This window comes from Paraburkholderia sp. A1RI-2L, from assembly GCF_048957375.1.
Classification (GTDB): Bacteria; Pseudomonadota; Gammaproteobacteria; order Burkholderiales; family Burkholderiaceae; genus Paraburkholderia.
Map to the genome: position 1 here is coordinate 22,414 of NZ_JARBTA010000001.1, position 14,879 is coordinate 37,292.

At 64.1% G+C, this 14,879-nt stretch carries 14 protein-coding genes; 9 read left to right on the top strand and 5 right to left on the bottom strand.

The window, feature by feature from the left end:
- The first annotated feature begins 23 nt into the window (after nt 1–23).
- The 5 genes from PWP93_RS00090 (at nt 24) to lpxC (ending at nt 5,369) form a co-directional block, all read left to right on the top strand.
- On the top strand, nt 24–779 hold the full coding sequence (locus PWP93_RS00090) for a cell division protein FtsQ/DivIB (protein ID WP_421024811.1): 756 nt from the start codon (nt 24–26) through the stop codon (nt 777–779).
- 27 nt (nt 780–806) lie between these two features.
- Nucleotides 807–2,039: a cell division protein FtsA gene (ftsA, locus tag PWP93_RS00095; RefSeq protein WP_421024810.1), complete on the top strand. Its 1,233-nt coding sequence runs from the start codon at nt 807–809 to the stop codon at nt 2,037–2,039.
- Between the two features lie 162 nt (nt 2,040–2,201).
- Nucleotides 2,202–3,395 (top strand): cell division protein FtsZ, encoded by a 1,194-nt coding sequence (gene ftsZ / locus PWP93_RS00100; protein ID WP_035532933.1) that lies wholly within the window; start codon nt 2,202–2,204, stop codon nt 3,393–3,395.
- A 291-nt stretch (nt 3,396–3,686) separates the two neighbouring features.
- Nucleotides 3,687–4,196, top strand: a complete 510-nt coding sequence (locus PWP93_RS00105) for a peroxiredoxin (RefSeq protein WP_421043035.1) — start codon at nt 3,687–3,689, stop codon at nt 4,194–4,196.
- A 255-nt stretch (nt 4,197–4,451) separates the two neighbouring features.
- Entirely contained in the window at nt 4,452–5,369 is a 918-nt protein-coding gene (gene lpxC / locus PWP93_RS00110) for a UDP-3-O-acyl-N-acetylglucosamine deacetylase (RefSeq protein WP_035532937.1), read from the top strand.
- A gap of 99 nt (nt 5,370–5,468) precedes the next feature.
- On the opposite strand, the gene PWP93_RS00115 is transcribed toward lpxC, so the two are convergent.
- Entirely contained in the window at nt 5,469–6,029 is a 561-nt protein-coding gene (locus PWP93_RS00115) for a DciA family protein (protein WP_421044960.1), read from the bottom strand.
- Between the two features lie 415 nt (nt 6,030–6,444).
- Here PWP93_RS00115 and secA point away from each other — a divergent pair, with 415 nt between their 5' ends.
- From secA to PWP93_RS00135, 4 genes are all read left to right on the top strand, one after another.
- The gene (gene secA / locus PWP93_RS00120) at nt 6,445–9,252 is read left to right on the top strand and encodes a preprotein translocase subunit SecA (RefSeq protein ID WP_421043036.1); all 2,808 of its coding nucleotides are present in this window, start codon (nt 6,445–6,447) and stop codon (nt 9,250–9,252) included.
- Nucleotides 9,253–9,429: 177 nt separating this feature from the next.
- On the top strand, nt 9,430–10,671 hold the full coding sequence (argJ, locus tag PWP93_RS00125; protein WP_421043037.1) for a bifunctional glutamate N-acetyltransferase/amino-acid acetyltransferase ArgJ: 1,242 nt from the start codon (nt 9,430–9,432) through the stop codon (nt 10,669–10,671).
- Between the two features lie 10 nt (nt 10,672–10,681).
- Nucleotides 10,682–11,554, top strand: coding sequence for an ATP-binding protein (locus PWP93_RS00130; protein ID WP_421043038.1), 873 nt, complete (start codon nt 10,682–10,684; stop codon nt 11,552–11,554).
- A complete protein-coding gene (locus PWP93_RS00135; protein ID WP_421043039.1) occupies nt 11,551–11,964 on the top strand; it encodes an NUDIX domain-containing protein in 414 nt (137 codons plus the stop codon). The genes PWP93_RS00130 and PWP93_RS00135 overlap by 4 nt, the downstream gene beginning before the upstream one ends.
- A 125-nt stretch (nt 11,965–12,089) precedes the next feature.
- Here the strand turns inward: PWP93_RS00135 and yacG are convergent, their stop codons facing one another.
- From yacG to PWP93_RS00155, 4 genes are all read right to left on the bottom strand, one after another.
- Nucleotides 12,090–12,287, bottom strand: a complete 198-nt coding sequence (gene yacG / locus PWP93_RS00140) for a DNA gyrase inhibitor YacG (protein WP_035532945.1) — start codon at nt 12,285–12,287, stop codon at nt 12,090–12,092.
- Between the two features lie 56 nt (nt 12,288–12,343).
- Nucleotides 12,344–13,099 carry a cell division protein ZapD gene (gene zapD / locus PWP93_RS00145; RefSeq protein WP_421043040.1) on the bottom strand — a complete coding sequence of 252 codons (756 nt, stop codon included), beginning with the start codon at nt 13,097–13,099 and terminating at the stop codon, nt 12,344–12,346.
- Nucleotides 13,100–13,309: 210 nt separating this feature from the next.
- The gene (gene coaE, locus PWP93_RS00150) at nt 13,310–13,912 is read right to left on the bottom strand and encodes a dephospho-CoA kinase (protein ID WP_421043041.1); all 603 of its coding nucleotides are present in this window, start codon (nt 13,910–13,912) and stop codon (nt 13,310–13,312) included.
- 12 nt (nt 13,913–13,924) lie between these two features.
- Entirely contained in the window at nt 13,925–14,875 is a 951-nt protein-coding gene (locus tag PWP93_RS00155) for a prepilin peptidase (protein ID WP_421044961.1), read from the bottom strand.
- Nucleotides 14,876–14,879: the final 4 nt, after the last annotated feature.

Sequence of the window (14,879 nt, forward strand, 5' to 3'; positions counted from 1 at the left end):
CGCATTGAATCGACAATCTCGACATGTGGAATAACGTACGCCAGCTCAATCTCGCCGCCAACGCGTTGCACGCGCTGCTCGTGCTCGCGCTCGTGGCGGCTGGCGGCTACTGGCTCGTGCAGCGCCCGAACTTTGCGCTGCGCGAGATCCGCATCGAGGGCGACACCGAGCACATCAACGAACCGACGGTGCGCGCGAGCGTGGTCGGGCGCCTGAAGGGCAACTTCTTCACGGTGAACCTGGATACCGCGCGCGCCGCGTTCGAGCAGATGCCTTGGGTGCGCCACGCGAGCGTGCGCCGCGTCTGGCCGAATGCGCTCGCAGTGAGCCTCGAAGAGTACAAGCCGCTCGGCACGTGGGGCAGCGACCAGCTCGTGAGCGTCGACGGCGAACTCTTCACCGCGAACCAGGGCGAGCTCGACCAGGACCTGCCCGCGTTCGATGGCCCGGATGGCACCGCACCTGAAGTGGTGGCGCGTTATCGCGACTTCCAGAAGTGGTTCACGCCGCTCGGCATCGAGCCTGAAGAGGTGACGCTTTCGCCGCGTTACGCGTGGAGCGTGAAGCTCTCGAACGGCATGCAGGTCGAACTCGGGCGCGAGCGCAATGCCACCACGCTCGCCGAGCGCACGCATCGGCTCATCGTGGCATGGACGCCGCTCACGCAACGTTGGGGGAAAGATATCGAATATGCGGACTTGCGCTATCCGAACGGTTTCGCCATTCGAGCGGCCGGCATGCGCTTCATTAGCGACACGCCGCCCTCAGGCAAGAAGTAACAGCACATCACACGCAACGAGCACGATATGAGTAAAGACTATAAGGATCTGCTGGTCAGCCTCGACATCGGGACGTCGAAGGTGGTGGCCGTCGTCGCCGAAATGAAGGGCGATGGCCACTACGAAGTGATCGGCCTCGGCCAGAGCGAATCGAAGGGTCTCAAGAAGGGCGTGGTGGTGAACATCGAGGCCACGGTGCAGTCTATCCAGCGTGCGCTCGAAGAAGCGGAACTCATGGCCGACTGCAAGATCACTAATGTGTTCACCGGCATCGCGGGCAGCCATATTCGCAGCTTCAATTCGAGTGGGATGGTCGCCATCAAGGAGAAGGAAGTCACGCAGACCGACGTCGCGCGCGTGATCGAAACGGCGAAGGCGATCAACATCCCGACCGACCAGCAGGTGCTGCATATCCTCACGCAGGAATTCATCATCGACGGTCAGGAAGATGTGCGCGAGCCGATCGGCATGAGCGGCATCCGCCTCGAAGTGAAGGTGCACATCGTCACGGGCGCGGTGAGCGCGGCGCAGAACATCGTGAAGTGCGTGCGCCGATGCGGTCTCGAAGTGAACGATCTGGTTTTGCAGCCGCTGGCTTCGTCGCTGGCGGTGCTCACCGACGACGAGAAGGAACTCGGCGTGGTGCTGGTGGATGTGGGCGGCGGCACGACCGACATCGCGATTTTCAGCGAAGGCGCGATTCGCCATACCGCGGTGATTCCGATCGCGGGCGATCAGGTGACGAGCGACATCGCCATGGCACTGCGCACGCCCACGCCCGACGCGGAAGACATCAAGGTGGGCTACGGCATCGCCAAGCAGGCGCTCGCCGATCCCGACGAAATGATCGAAGTGCCGGGGCTCGGCGAGCGCGGTCCGCGCACGCTGTCGCGCCAGGCGCTGGCGGCCGTGATCGAGCCGCGCGTGGAAGAGCTGTTCTCGCTCGTGCAGCAGGTGGTGCGCGAGTCGGGCTATGAAGAGTTGTTGAGTTCGGGCGTCGTGCTCACGGGCGGCGCCGCGATGATGCCGGGCATGGTGGAGCTTGGCGAGGACATCTTCTTGAAGCCGGTGCGCATTGGCGTGCCGGAGTACGCGGGCGGTCTCGCCGACGTCGTGCGCAATCCGCGCTATTCGACGGCGATGGGGCTGCTCGTCGAGGGCCGCGCGCAACGTATGCGTGGTCGCAAGGTCGCCGTGCAGTCGGGGTCGATGGGCCAGGTTTTCTCTCGCATGAAAGACTGGTTCCTCGGCAACTTCTGACGCAGTGGCTGACGCAACGGATAAAGCAGTTCGCGTACGCGAAGGGTAAGAGCAGAGACCGAATTAGCGCTGGTGCCGGCGGCTGGCGCGCAGGAATGGGTTGCCCGATCCACTCCTGAATAACGGCCGAGGTGCGGATATCTTTTTCTTGACGGAGGCAACATGGAATTCCAGATGCTGGAAACGGAAACCAACGGCACCATCATCAAGGTGGTGGGCGTCGGTGGCGCTGGCGGCAATGCCGTGCAGCACATGATCAACCGCGGCGTGCAAGGCGTCGACTTCATTGTGATGAACACGGACGCTCAGGCGCTCTCGCGTTCGCGCGCGTCTGCCGTGATCCAGCTGGGCAACACGGGTCTGGGCGCTGGCGCGAAGCCCGAGATGGGCCGCGCGGCAGCGGAAGAAGCACGCGAGCGCATCGCCGACGCACTGCGTGGCGCGCACATGGTGTTCATCACCGCGGGCATGGGTGGCGGCACGGGTACGGGCGCAGCACCGGTGGTCGCGCAGATCGCCAAGGAAATGGGCATTCTGACCGTTGGCGTCGTGAGCAAGCCGTTCGAATTCGAAGGCGGCAAGCGCATGCGCGTGGCAGAAGCCGGCTCGCAGCAACTGGAGGATCACGTCGACTCGCTGATCGTCGTCCTGAACGACAAGCTGTTCGACGTGATGGGCGACGACGCCGAAATGGACAAGTGCTTCCAGTGCGCGGACGACGTTCTGAACAACGCGGTTGCAGGCATCGCCGAAATCATCAATGTGGATGGCCTCGTGAACGTCGACTTCGAAGACGTGAAGACGGTCATGGGCGAGCAGGGCAAGGCGATGATGGGCACTGCCACGGTGGCCGGCGTCGATCGCGCGCGCCTCGCGGCGGAACAGGCCGTGGCGAGCCCGCTGCTCGAAGGCGTCGATCTGTCGGGTGCGCGCGGCGTGCTGGTCAACATCACGTCGAGCCGTTCGCTGCGCCTGTCGGAAACGCGTGAAGTGATGAACACCATCAAGAGCTACGCGGCCGACGACGCCACGGTGATCTTCGGCGCGGTGTACGACGACGCGATGGGCGATGCGCTGCGCGTGACGGTGGTGGCCACGGGCCTCGGGCGTGCAGCGAACAAGCAGCAGGCAGCGCCGATGACGTTGCTGCGCACCGGCACGGACAATCAGCCCGTTGCCGCTGTCCAGCACTCCTACGCGCCGCAGCAAGGCCAGACCGCCGATTACGGCGCGCTCGACACGCCGGCAGTCTGGCGCACGTCGCGCGACACCGCGGCTTCGCACGTCCAGGCGCTGCAGGAAAAGGGCGTCGACACGTACGATATCCCGGCGTTCCTGCGCAAGCAGGCCGACTAAGGCGCGCTGCGAGCGCAATTCTGCTGCGGTGCGGCGCCAAGCGGTATAGGTGCGCCCGCCCGCAGACGGAATGGCCGGCATGGTGCTGCAATGAAGGCGAGGAAGTGCCTCGGCGCCGCATCCGCGAGGATGCGAGGCAGGGCTGCCTGTCCGCTGCGTTTTGACGTGCGGCAAGTAGTGCAGGCATTCTCAGCCGGTAGCACAATGACGAGGTTTTTGGCGCGAGGTGTTCAACCGGGCGCCAACCGGGTCGCGAGCGTGCCGGAGCCGCATCGATGTGAAGGACGAGTCATGATCAAAGTGGGTGATACGCTGCCCGACGCAACGCTCTTCGAATTCATCGAAGACGAGCGTTCGGGCTGCACGCTGGGGCCGAACAGCTTCGGCGTGCGCGAGCAGACGGCGGGCAAGCGCGTGGTGATCTTCGGATTGCCGGGTGCCTTTACGCCGACTTGTTCAGCAAAGCATGTGCCAGGTTATGTCGAGCAGTACGAAGCGCTTCGCGCGGCGGGCGTCGACGAAATCTGGTGTGTGTCCGTCAACGACGCGTTCGTGATGGGCGCGTGGGGGCGCGATCAGCGGACCTCGGGCAAGGTACGCATGATGGCGGACGGCAGCGCGGCGTTCACCCGGGCGCTCGGTCTGGAGCAGGATTTGTCGGCGCGTGGCATGGGGGTCCGTTCCCAGCGCTACGCCATGGTGGTCGACGGCGGCGTAGTCAAGACGCTGAATGTCGAGGTACCCGGCAAGTTCGAAGTCAGCGATGCCGCGAGCATATTGGCCGCATTGAGCCCAACGTGAGCGCATTTGCCGCGTCTTCGTTGCCTTGGTGCAACGGGCCGGCGGCGCAAATGTGACGGGCAATTACCGCAAGCCGTGCGGGCCGCTGGCCGGGAACGCCTCCGTTCCGGTCATCGGCCCGTCTTGCAATCTGTGAGCGTAACAACGGGAAACAGATTGTCACGCCTGGGGTAACGACGGATTCCACAGACTTGGAGTATAATTCGCGCTATGAATTAAAAAGTCCCGATTGGGATTTTCAATGAGCAGAAAATTATGTTGAAGCAGCGAACCATCAAATCGATCGTGAAGACGGTCGGCATCGGCCTGCACTCGGGCCGCAAGGTCGATCTGACGCTACGTCCGGCGGCGCCGGATACGGGCATCGTGTTTTCGCGCGTGGATTTGCCGACACCGGTGGATATTCCCGCATCGGCGATGTCGATCGGCGACACGCGCCTCGCTTCTGTGCTGCAGAAAGACGGCGCACGCGTTTCGACCGTTGAGCACCTGATGTCCGCGTGTGCGGGCCTTGGTATCGACAACCTCTATATCGACGTCACGGCGGAAGAAATTCCGATCATGGACGGCAGCGCATCGTCGTTTGTGTTCCTGATCCAGTCGGCTGGCATCGAAGAACAGAACGCGCCCAAGAAGTTCATCAAGGTGAAGAAGCCCGTGGAAGTGCGCGACGGCGACAAGTTTGCCCGCCTGGACCCGTATTTCGGCTTCAAGCTGAAGTTCACCATCGACTTCCGCCATCCGGCCGTCGACAAGACGGGCCAGGCGCTCGAAGTCGATTTCGCGAATACCTCGTACGTGCGCGAGATCGCGCGTGCGCGTACCTTCGGCTTCGCGCATGAAGTCGAGATGATGCGCGAGCTGGGCCTTGCGCGCGGCGGCAGCATGGACAACGCGATCGTGCTGGACGAATACCGCATCCTCAACAACGACGGCCTGCGCTACGACGACGAGTTCGTGAAGCACAAGATGCTCGACGCCATCGGCGACCTGTATGTGGTGGGTCATCCGCTGCTGGCTTCGTACGATGCGTACAAGTCGGGCCATGGCCTGAACAACCTGTTGCTGCGCGAGCTGCTCGCGCATGAGGACGCTTACGAGATCGTCACGTTCGGCGACGCGCAGAAAGCGCCGCGCGGCTTTGGTTACGAGGCGCAAACGGCGTTTGCCTGATGTTTTTGTAACGTTTGCCCGATTCGCGGGGGGTGTTGGCACCGGCCGCGCAAAAAAAGGTGGCTTGATGCCACCTTTTTTGTTTTCTCTTCGGCTTGCTCAGCGTCGTTTCAAATGACGTGCGGCCATCTTCGCGAGCGCTTCTTGCAGCGGGGACGGCGGCAGGTTCTCACTGAGCGCGGCGAGCGCGGCTGCGCCCGCCGGCGTCATGCGCGCCTGCTTCGGCAATGGCGCGTCTTTTACCGCCTGCGGGCGCACGCGGATGCGCACGCCGTCCAACGCCCAGCCGCGCGCCTGCAAATCGGCCACGAGGCGCGGCTCGAGGTGCCGCAGTCGGGCAGCCAGCGCGTTGTGCGCCGCGAACAGGGCGAGCTTGCCGTCCTTGATGAAACCGGGTTCCACGCTCGCGGCCAGATAGTCGGGCAGCAGCGCGTCGAGATCGCGCTGGATGGCCGCGATCTGCTCGACGCCGGCGCGCAGCGGGGCGAATGCATCGGTGCGGCTCAGAACTTCGGCGAGCGGCTGCGGCGTGCGTGGCGAGGCAAATTTGCGCGACTTAGCCGGCCTGGCAGCAGGGCCTGACGCAGCCGAAGTACCTGAAGTACGCACAGGAGCGGCGGCTGCGGCATCCGGCCTTGAAAACGGCGAGAAACGGCTCATGTGAGGAGAAGATAGGGCGCGCGGGCTGCGCGGTGTGATTGCCATTGTAGCCTGCGCACTTTGCCCTAACGCGCCTTGCCGCCGTTTGGCCAGGTCCCGCCTGGCCACAAGCTGACGAGCCATGCGGGACGAATGCGCCTGCCGGCTGCGCCGGGGGCTCGCGGGGCGCGCCAGCGCGGGCGTTGCGCGCGGCATCCTTCAAGCGGCCGACACCGGCGGTGACCAGGGTGCGTGCTAAAATGCCCGATTCGAATCCACCAATTTGGGCTTAAGCCGCCGAGGTCCTTCCGATCCGGGTGCGTGGCGCGAGAATCGTTTGCAAACCCGGCGTAATCCGGGGGCTGAACCAGCCGCAAGCGCCGCAAGCGAACTGCGCAGGAATCCCGACCGAAGCCGCGACGCAGACACCGATCCGATGACCACCGGTTTCTTACAGAAAATCTTTGGCAGCCGCAATCAGCGCCTGATCAAGCAATACCAGAAGAAGGTCGCGGCGATCAACGCGCTCGAACCGACGATCGAGCAATACACCGACCAGCAACTGCGCGCAAAAACGGCCGAGTTCCGCGAGCGTGTGGCCAATGGCACATCGCTTGACGAGCTGCTGCCCGAAGCGTTCGCCGTTTGCCGCGAGGCCAGCAAGCGCGTGCTGAAAATGCGCCACTTCGACGTGCAGCTGATCGGCGGCATGGTGCTGCATTACGGCAAGATCGCTGAAATGCGCACCGGCGAAGGCAAGACGCTCGTCGCCACGCTGCCCGTGTATCTGAATGCGTTGTCAGGGCGCGGCGTGCACGTGGTCACGGTGAACGACTACCTCGCCCAGCGCGACGCCGAGTGGATGGCGCGTCTGTACAACTTCCTCGGGCTGTCCGTCGGCATCAATCTGTCGCAGATGGACCACGCCATGAAGCAGGAAGCATACGCTTCAGACATCACCTACGGCACGAACAACGAGTTCGGCTTCGACTATCTGCGCGACAACATGGTCTACGAGACCGAGGCGCGCGTGCAGCGCGCGCTGAACTTCGCCGTAGTCGACGAAGTGGACTCGATCCTGATCGACGAAGCGCGCACGCCGCTCATCATCTCGGGCCAGGCCGAAGATCACACCGAGCTCTACGTGCGCATGAACGCGCTGCCGCCGCTGCTCGAGCGCCAGATCGGCGAAGAGAAGGCCGACGGCACGGGCGTCGAAAAGCCGGGCGACTACACGCTCGACGAAAAGGCGCGCCAGGTGTTCCTCACGGAATCGGGCCACGAGAAGGCCGAGCGCCTGCTCGCCGAATGGGGGCTGATCGGCCAGGGCGAGAGCCTCTATGCCGCGCAGAACATCACGCTGATGCACCACGTGTACGCCGCGCTGCGCGCGCACACGCTGTTCTTCAAGGATCAGCACTACGTGGTGCAGAACGGCGAAGTGGTCATCGTCGACGAATTCACGGGCCGCCTGATGTCGGGCCGCCGCTGGTCGGACGGTCTGCACCAGGCCGTGGAAGCGAAGGAGCACGTGAAGATCCAGAGCGAGAACCAGACGCTCGCCTCAATCACGTTCCAGAACTACTTCCGCATGTACGCGAAGCTTTCGGGCATGACCGGCACGGCCGACACCGAGGCGTACGAATTCAACGAGATCTACGGGCTCGAAACGGTCGTGATCCCGACCAATCGCCCACCCAAGCGGATCGACAAGCAGGACCAGATCTACAAGACCGCGAAGGAGCGCTATGACGCGGTGATCCGCGACATTCGCGATTGCCACGAGCGCGGTCAGCCGGTGCTGGTCGGCACGACCTCGATCGAGAACTCCGAGTTGCTCGCCGACTTGCTCGTGAAGGCCGGTCTGCCGCACGAGGTGCTCAACGCGAAGCAGCACGCACGCGAAGCAGCCATCGTGGCCGAAGCGGGGCGCCCGAAACGCATCACGATCGCCACCAACATGGCGGGCCGCGGCACTGACATCGTGCTGGGCGGCAACGCGGAAAAGCAGGCCGCGTTCATCGAAGCCGACGAAACCATTCCCGCCGACGAAAAAGCGCGCCGCATCCAGCAGCTCCACGACGAGTGGCAGGCGCTGCACGATCAGGTGAAGGCCGCGGGCGGCCTGCACATCATCGGCACCGAGCGCCACGAGTCGCGCCGTATCGACAACCAGTTGCGCGGCCGCGCGGGCCGCCAGGGTGACCCGGGTTCGTCGCGCTTCTATCTGTCGCTCGAAGACCCGCTGCTGCGCATTTTCGCCGGCGACCGCGTGCGCGCGATCATGGACCGTCTCAAGATGCCCGAAGGCGAGGCGATCGAGGCGGGCATCGTGACGCGCTCGATCGAGTCGGCACAGCGCAAGGTCGAAGCGCGCAACTTCGATATCCGCAAGCAGCTGCTCGAATACGACGACGTGTCGAACGACCAGCGCAAGGTGATCTACCAGCAGCGCAACGAGTTGCTCGAAGCGAACGACATCACCGAAACCATCGGCGCGATGCGTCATGGCGTGATCACCGACATCGTGCGCCAGTTCGTGCCGCAGGGCAGCATCGAAGAGCAGTGGGACGTGCCCGAGCTCGAAGAAGTGCTGCGCAACGAGTGGCAGCTCGACCTCGCGATTCAGGAGATGATCAACGAGTCGTCGTCGATCGACGCCGATGAGATTCTCGAAGCCGTGCTCGCCGCCGCCGACGAAGCCTACGAGCAGAAGGTCGCGCTCGTGGGCCGCGAATCGTTCAGCGCGTTCGAGCGCTCGGTCATGCTGCAGACGCTCGACCGCAGCTGGCGCGAGCACCTCGCGGCGCTCGACCACCTGCGCCAGGGCATTCATCTGCGCGGCTATGCGCAGAAGAACCCGAAGCAGGAGTACAAGCGCGAGGCGTTCGAGCTGTTCGCCGCGATGCTCGACGCCGTGAAGACGGAAGTCACGCGCATCGTCATGAACGTGCAGATCCAGTCGCCGCAGCAACTCGAAGAAGCTGCCGAGCAAATCGAAGAGCGTGCCGGTCATCTGGAGAACGTCGAATTCCGCCATGCCGAATTCGCCGAAGCCGACGCGGCGCCCGCGGTCGCCGGGCCCGTGGCGGCGGACGCCGCAGCGGCCATGGTCGGCGCGGCCATGACTCATGCGCACGCCGCCATGCCGGACGGCCAGGACGTGCCGAAGGTCGGCCGCAACGATCCGTGCCCGTGCGGCAGCGGCAAGAAGTACAAGCAGTGCCACGGCAAGATCTCGTGATGGGCGCGGCGGCGCGTGTGCATTTTTTGCACGGCGCGCGCCGCTCGCCGCATGACGCGGTTTGACCGTTGACTCCGGTGGCCCGCGCTTTTTGGCGGGCCTTGTGTTTTGAATCCCGAATGCCGGCCCGGCTGACAGACGCCATGGCCGGCATTGCCATTTCGACAGGTCGCCACCATGGCTGTCAATTTCCCCTCGATCGATCCCGCACAACTTCATCCGGTCGCCGGCGTGACGCTCGGCTGGGCGGAAGCCAATATCCGCAAGCCCAACCGCAAGGACGTATTGGTGATTTCCGTCGATGAAGGCGCGAGCGTCGCGGGCGTGTTCACGCTCAACCGCTTCTGCGCCGCGCCGGTGACGGTCTGCCGTGAACATCTCGCGAAGGTGCGCGCGGGTGACAAGGGGATCAGGGCGCTGGTCATCAACACCGGCAACGCGAACGCCGGCACAGGCGAGCCGGGCCTCGTGAACGCGCGCGAAACTTGCGACGAGCTCGCGCGCCTCGCGGGTATCGAGCCTTCCCAGGTGCTGCCGTTCTCGACCGGCGTGATTCTGGAGCCGCTGCCGATCGAGCGCCTGAAGGCCGGCTTGCCCGCCGCGCTCGCGAACCGCAAGGCCGCGAATTGGTACGACGCCGCTCAGGCAATCATGACGACCGACACGCTGCCGAAGGCCGCGTCGCGCCAGGTCACGATCGACGGCCATACGGTCACGCTCACCGGCATCAGCAAGGGCGCGGGCATGATCAAGCCCAATATGGCGACCATGCTCGGCTTCCTCGCGTTCGACGCGAACGTCGCGCAGCCCGTGCTCGACGAACTCGTGAAGTACGTGGCCGATCGCTCGTTCAACTGCATCACGATCGACGGCGATACATCGACCAACGACTCGTTCATCCTGATTGCCTCGGGCAAGTCGAGCCTGCCCGCGATCACCTCGACGGACTCGCCCGCCTACGCCGCGCTGCGCGACGCCGTGACCGAAACCGCGCAGACGCTTTCGCAGCTGATCGTGCGCGATGGCGAAGGCGCGACCAAGTTCATGACCGTGCAGGTGGAAGGCGGCAAGGACGTGGCCGAATGCCGCCAGATCGCCTATGCGATCGGCCACTCGCCGCTCGTGAAGACCGCGTTCTACGCATCGGATCCCAATCTGGGCCGCATTCTGGCCGCGATCGGCTATGCGGGGGTGACGGATCTGGATGTCGAAAAGATCGACCTCTACCTCGATGATGTGCTCGTCGCCAGGGCCGGCGGGCGCAACCCCGACTACCGCGAGGAAGATGGCCAGCGCGTGATGAAGAAGAGCGAAATTCTGATTCGCGTGCTGCTTGGCCGGGGCGATGCGCAGGCCACCGTGTGGACCTGTGATCTGTCGCACGACTATGTGAGCATCAACGCCGACTATCGTTCCTGATTCGATTTCCATGGACAAGCTCGAACAGTTTCTGACCCGTGCCGAAGCGCTGCTCGGCCGCCTCGAAGCCGTGCTGCCGCCGACTGCACCCGAAGTCGACTGGAACGCGGCAGTCGCATTTCGCTGGCGCAAGCGCCAGGGGCGCGGATACTTGCAGCCGGTGCCGGCCATCTCGACGATCTCGCTCGACGATCTGCAGAACATTGATCGGCAGAAGGGTCTCATCGACCGCAACACGCGCCAGTTCGTGCAGAAGAAGCCCGCGAACAACGTGCTGCTGACGGGCGCGCGCGGCACCGGCAAGTCGTCCCTCATCAAGGCTTGCCTGAACGCATATGCGCAAGACGGCCTGCGCCTGATCGAAGTCGACAAGGATGATCTGCACGATCTCGGCGATATCGTCGATTTGATCTCGATGCGCCCCGAGCGCTTCATCGTGTTCTGCGACGACCTCTCGTTCGAAGAGGGCGAGTCGGGCTACAAGGCGCTGAAGGTGGCGCTGGATGGCTCCGTGGCCGCCCAGGGCGACAACGTGCTGATCTACGCGACCTCGAACCGCCGCCACTTGCTGCCCGAGTACATGAGCGACAACGAGTCGTACAAGCACATGCCCGACGGCGAGATTCATCCGGGCGAAGTGGTGGAAGAGAAGATCTCGCTTTCCGAGCGCTTCGGCCTGTGGGTGAGCTTCTATCCGTTCAAGCAGGACGACTACCTGACGATCGTTGGCCACTGGCTGCGCCACTTCGGTTGCGGCGACGCCGAAGTCGAATCGGCGCGCGGCGATGCGCTCGTCTGGGCGCTGGAGCGCGGTTCGCGCTCGGGCCGCGTGGCGTGGCAGTTCGCGCGCGACTGGTCGGGCAAGAAGGCGCCAGAGGCATGAGCGATCAGACGAAGGATCCGGCGCGCCCGGTAACGGAGGTTGCCGTGGGCGTGCTGGTGCAACCCGACGGCCGTTATCTGCTGGCCCAGCGTCCCGAAGGCAAGCCTTACGCGGGCTATTGGGAGTTCCCGGGCGGCAAGCTCGAAAAGGACGAATCCGTCGAGGCCGCGCTTGCGCGCGAACTGCACGAGGAACTGGGTATCGACGTGAAAGCGTGCCATTTGTGGCACACGCTCGAACACGACTACCCGCACGCTTACGTGCGGCTCTACTTCTGCAAGGTAACGGAGTGGAGCGGCGAGCCGCATGGCCGCGAGGGCCAGGCGTTCGTCTGGCAATCGCTGCCCGCGAGCGTCGAGCCGCTCTTGCCGGCGACTATTCCTGTGCTGGAATGGCTGGCGGCCGAGTAAGCCCGCTTCTCCAGTCGACGGCCAGAACGACAAAAGCCGCTGCGCAAACAACGTGCAGCGGCTTTTTTTTGCGCCCTGCGCGGGCGCGGCGCTTTCATGAACCTGGCGACGGGGCCCGCCCGGGCTTACTGGCGCGTGTCCGTGGGCGGGGCTTCGTCGTCCGGCGGCGTATCGTCCTCGTTGCCGCCGATCCGGTACTTTTCGGCAGCCCACGCGCCAAGATCGATCTGTTTGCAGCGTTCGGAACAGAACGGGCGAAAGCGGTTTTCCGGCACCCAGCGGACATCTTTGCCGCAGGTCGGGCATTTGACGACAGTGATCATTCGTTAGATGGGCAAGAACAGCAAAAACAGCGCGCTTCACCAAGCGCGCAATTCATTCACAGGCTGCACAGCGTGAGTTGAAACGGAACATCCTGATCAACGGCGCGCGGACGCAAATTGCCGTCCTGCACGGTAAAGCGCACCCAGAGCATGTACTTGTTGGCGCTAGCTTCGGGAATGACGTGCAATTCCGGTGCCACGCGAACCTGCATCAATTGATACGTGCGGCCGGACAGCATTTGCTGATAGCTGCCTTGCATCGCCATCACCTTCGATGCCTGGCCGGACTCGCGCGCAAGGCGCAGCACGATGCTCGCGGCGTCGCGCAGCGGCAAAAGGGGCGTGACCCACTTGGCGATGTCCTGGCGGCGCTGGTCGGCATGCAATTGCTGCCAGGCGTAATACGAAGGCAGGTCGAACTTGCAGGTGCCGCCCGGAATGATCGCGCGGCTGCGGATGCTGGTGAGCCATTCGTTGTCCGCGAGATGCTGGCCGGTTTTGCCCTGCATCTGCGTGAGGCCCGCGAGCGTTTGCTCGATTTCGCCAAGGACGGCTTCGAGCGCGTTCTGTTCGATGCCGGGATTGCCGCGGAACGGTGCGAGCGTCTGACGTTGCCTTTCGAGTTCCTTCATGAGGTCCGACTTGAGGTCGGCGCGGCCCGCGACTTCCGCGATTTCGAAGAGCGTCGTGAGCGCAACGTGATGTTCCCTCGGATCCTCCTGGGTCAGGAAAAACGTGAAACGCTCGAAGAGATCTTCGAGGCGCAGCAGCGTCCGGATTCGCTCGTTGAAGGGATACTCGTAAAGAATCAAGCGGGCTCGCCTCGGACGTGGTCGGTGAAGGATTGCAGCACATTCTAATGCCGGGAGTCTGTGGTCGCAATCGCGCGCCGTCCGTGCAAGCGCCCGATCCAGCGCATTTTTCCGACGAATGGGCATGGCTTGAGCCGCGAAACGCCGAGCCCCGCTGCATTGCGCGACGCGTGCGCTTTGGCGAGTGCTTTTACCCTTCTTTACCCTTCGTTACGCACGCGAAAGTATGAGGTAGCGCTGATGCAGCATTTCGACGTCCTGCGCGAGCGTTTCCAGCGTGGCGCCGTCGTTGACGATTACATCGTCGGCGGCCGCGAGGCGCGCTTCGCGCGTGGCCTGGCGTGCGATGATCGCGAGCACTTGTTCGCGCGTGAAGCCGTTGCGGTTCATCACGCGCGCGATTTGCGTTTCCACGCTGCAATCCACGGCCAGAACGCGATCGACACGCGTTTTCCAGCTGCCGGACTCGACGAGCAGCGGCACCACCACGATTACATAAGGCCCTTTGGCCTCGCGCGTCTCGCGTTCGGTTTCCGCGCGGATCAGCGGATGCGTAATCGCCTCGAGCCGCTTGCGCGCCGACTCATCGCCGAACACGAGCGCGCGCATGCGTGCTCGGTCCATGGAGCCGTCTGCTGCGACGAATTCAGGGCCGAATTGCGAGGCGATCGAGGGCATCGCGATGCCGTGCGGCGCGGTGATGCGGTGCGCGATTACGTCCGTATCGACCAGCGGCACGCCGCGCGCAGCGAACAGGTCAGCGACGGTGGATTTGCCGCTGCCGATGCCTCCAGTCAAGCCAACCGCAATCATCGATTCACTCCTCTACACAAATACAGCATAAAGCGGCGTGCCCGCAAACAACGTGACGAGTGCGCCGGCGGCGAGATACGGCCCGAAGGGCAGCGGCTCCTCGAAGCGCATGCGTCCGGTCAAGGTGGCGGCGAGGCCCACCACGGCGCCGGTCACCGCGGCGATCACGACGATCTGCGGCAACGCGGCCCAGCCAAGCCAGGCGCCGAGTGCGGCGAGCAGCTTGAAGTCGCCGTGGCCCATGCCGTCGATGCCGCGCAGCAGGCGGAACATCCAATAGACGCACCAGAGCGCGAGGTAGCCCGCTATCGCGCCAATCACGGCGGCGTGCAGATCGGAGAAGGTCCCGGCAAGATTCACGAGCAGCCCGGCCCAGACGAGCGGCAGGGTGATCGCGTCGGGCAGCAGATGATGTTCGAGGTCGATGGCGCTCGTCGCAACGAGCGACGCGCACAACGCGAATGCAGCAAGTGCCTTGCCCGTGGGGCCAAACGCAAGCAACGCAGAGGCGGCACACGCCGCGCCGGCGAGTTCGATCAGCGGGTAGCGCAGGCTCACGCGTGTGCCGCACTGCGAACAGCGGCCGCGCAGCGCGAGCCAGCTCAGGACGGGGATGTTCTCCCACGCGCGCAACACGTGACCGCAATGCGGGCAAGCGCTGCGTGGCAGCCACAGGTTGTAGCGCGCAGGCAGTCCGTCATTTGGGTTGCAGTCCATGCAGGGCTCGTCGCTCGCGGATGCCTGGCCGAATGCTTCGGCGGCGTCCGCGCGCCACGCGCGCTCGAGCATGATCGGCAGTCGATGCACGACCACATTCAGGAAGCTGCCGACAACAAGGCCGATCACGATCGCGAAGCCCATCAGTACGCCCGGCGGCAGCGTGCCAAGCGTTGCAGCGAAGGATGCGGTTGAATCGACGGACGCGATCGATGCAAACGGCGCGACAGGCACAGTCGAATCCATCATG

Excerpts from the sequence above, each read along its gene's own strand:
- PWP93_RS00090 (WP_421024811.1), top strand. The coding sequence starts at position 24 with ATGTGGAATAACGTACGCCAGCTCAATCTCGCCGCCAACGCGTTGCAC.
- ftsA (WP_421024810.1), top strand. The coding sequence starts at position 807 with ATGAGTAAAGACTATAAGGATCTGCTGGTCAGCCTCGACATCGGGACG.
- ftsZ (WP_035532933.1), top strand. The coding sequence starts at position 2,202 with ATGGAATTCCAGATGCTGGAAACGGAAACCAACGGCACCATCATCAAG.
- PWP93_RS00105 (WP_421043035.1), top strand. The coding sequence starts at position 3,687 with ATGATCAAAGTGGGTGATACGCTGCCCGACGCAACGCTCTTCGAATTC.
- lpxC (WP_035532937.1), top strand. The coding sequence starts at position 4,452 with ATGTTGAAGCAGCGAACCATCAAATCGATCGTGAAGACGGTCGGCATC.
- PWP93_RS00115 (WP_421044960.1), bottom strand. The coding sequence starts at position 6,029 with ATGAGCCGTTTCTCGCCGTTTTCAAGGCCGGATGCCGCAGCCGCCGCT.
- secA (WP_421043036.1), top strand. The coding sequence starts at position 6,445 with ATGACCACCGGTTTCTTACAGAAAATCTTTGGCAGCCGCAATCAGCGC.
- argJ (WP_421043037.1), top strand. The coding sequence starts at position 9,430 with ATGGCTGTCAATTTCCCCTCGATCGATCCCGCACAACTTCATCCGGTC.
- PWP93_RS00130 (WP_421043038.1), top strand. The coding sequence starts at position 10,682 with ATGGACAAGCTCGAACAGTTTCTGACCCGTGCCGAAGCGCTGCTCGGC.
- PWP93_RS00135 (WP_421043039.1), top strand. The coding sequence starts at position 11,551 with ATGAGCGATCAGACGAAGGATCCGGCGCGCCCGGTAACGGAGGTTGCC.
- yacG (WP_035532945.1), bottom strand. The coding sequence starts at position 12,287 with ATGATCACTGTCGTCAAATGCCCGACCTGCGGCAAAGATGTCCGCTGG.
- coaE (WP_421043041.1), bottom strand. The coding sequence starts at position 13,912 with ATGATTGCGGTTGGCTTGACTGGAGGCATCGGCAGCGGCAAATCCACC.
- PWP93_RS00155 (WP_421044961.1), bottom strand. The coding sequence starts at position 14,875 with ATGGATTCGACTGTGCCTGTCGCGCCGTTTGCATCGATCGCGTCCGTC.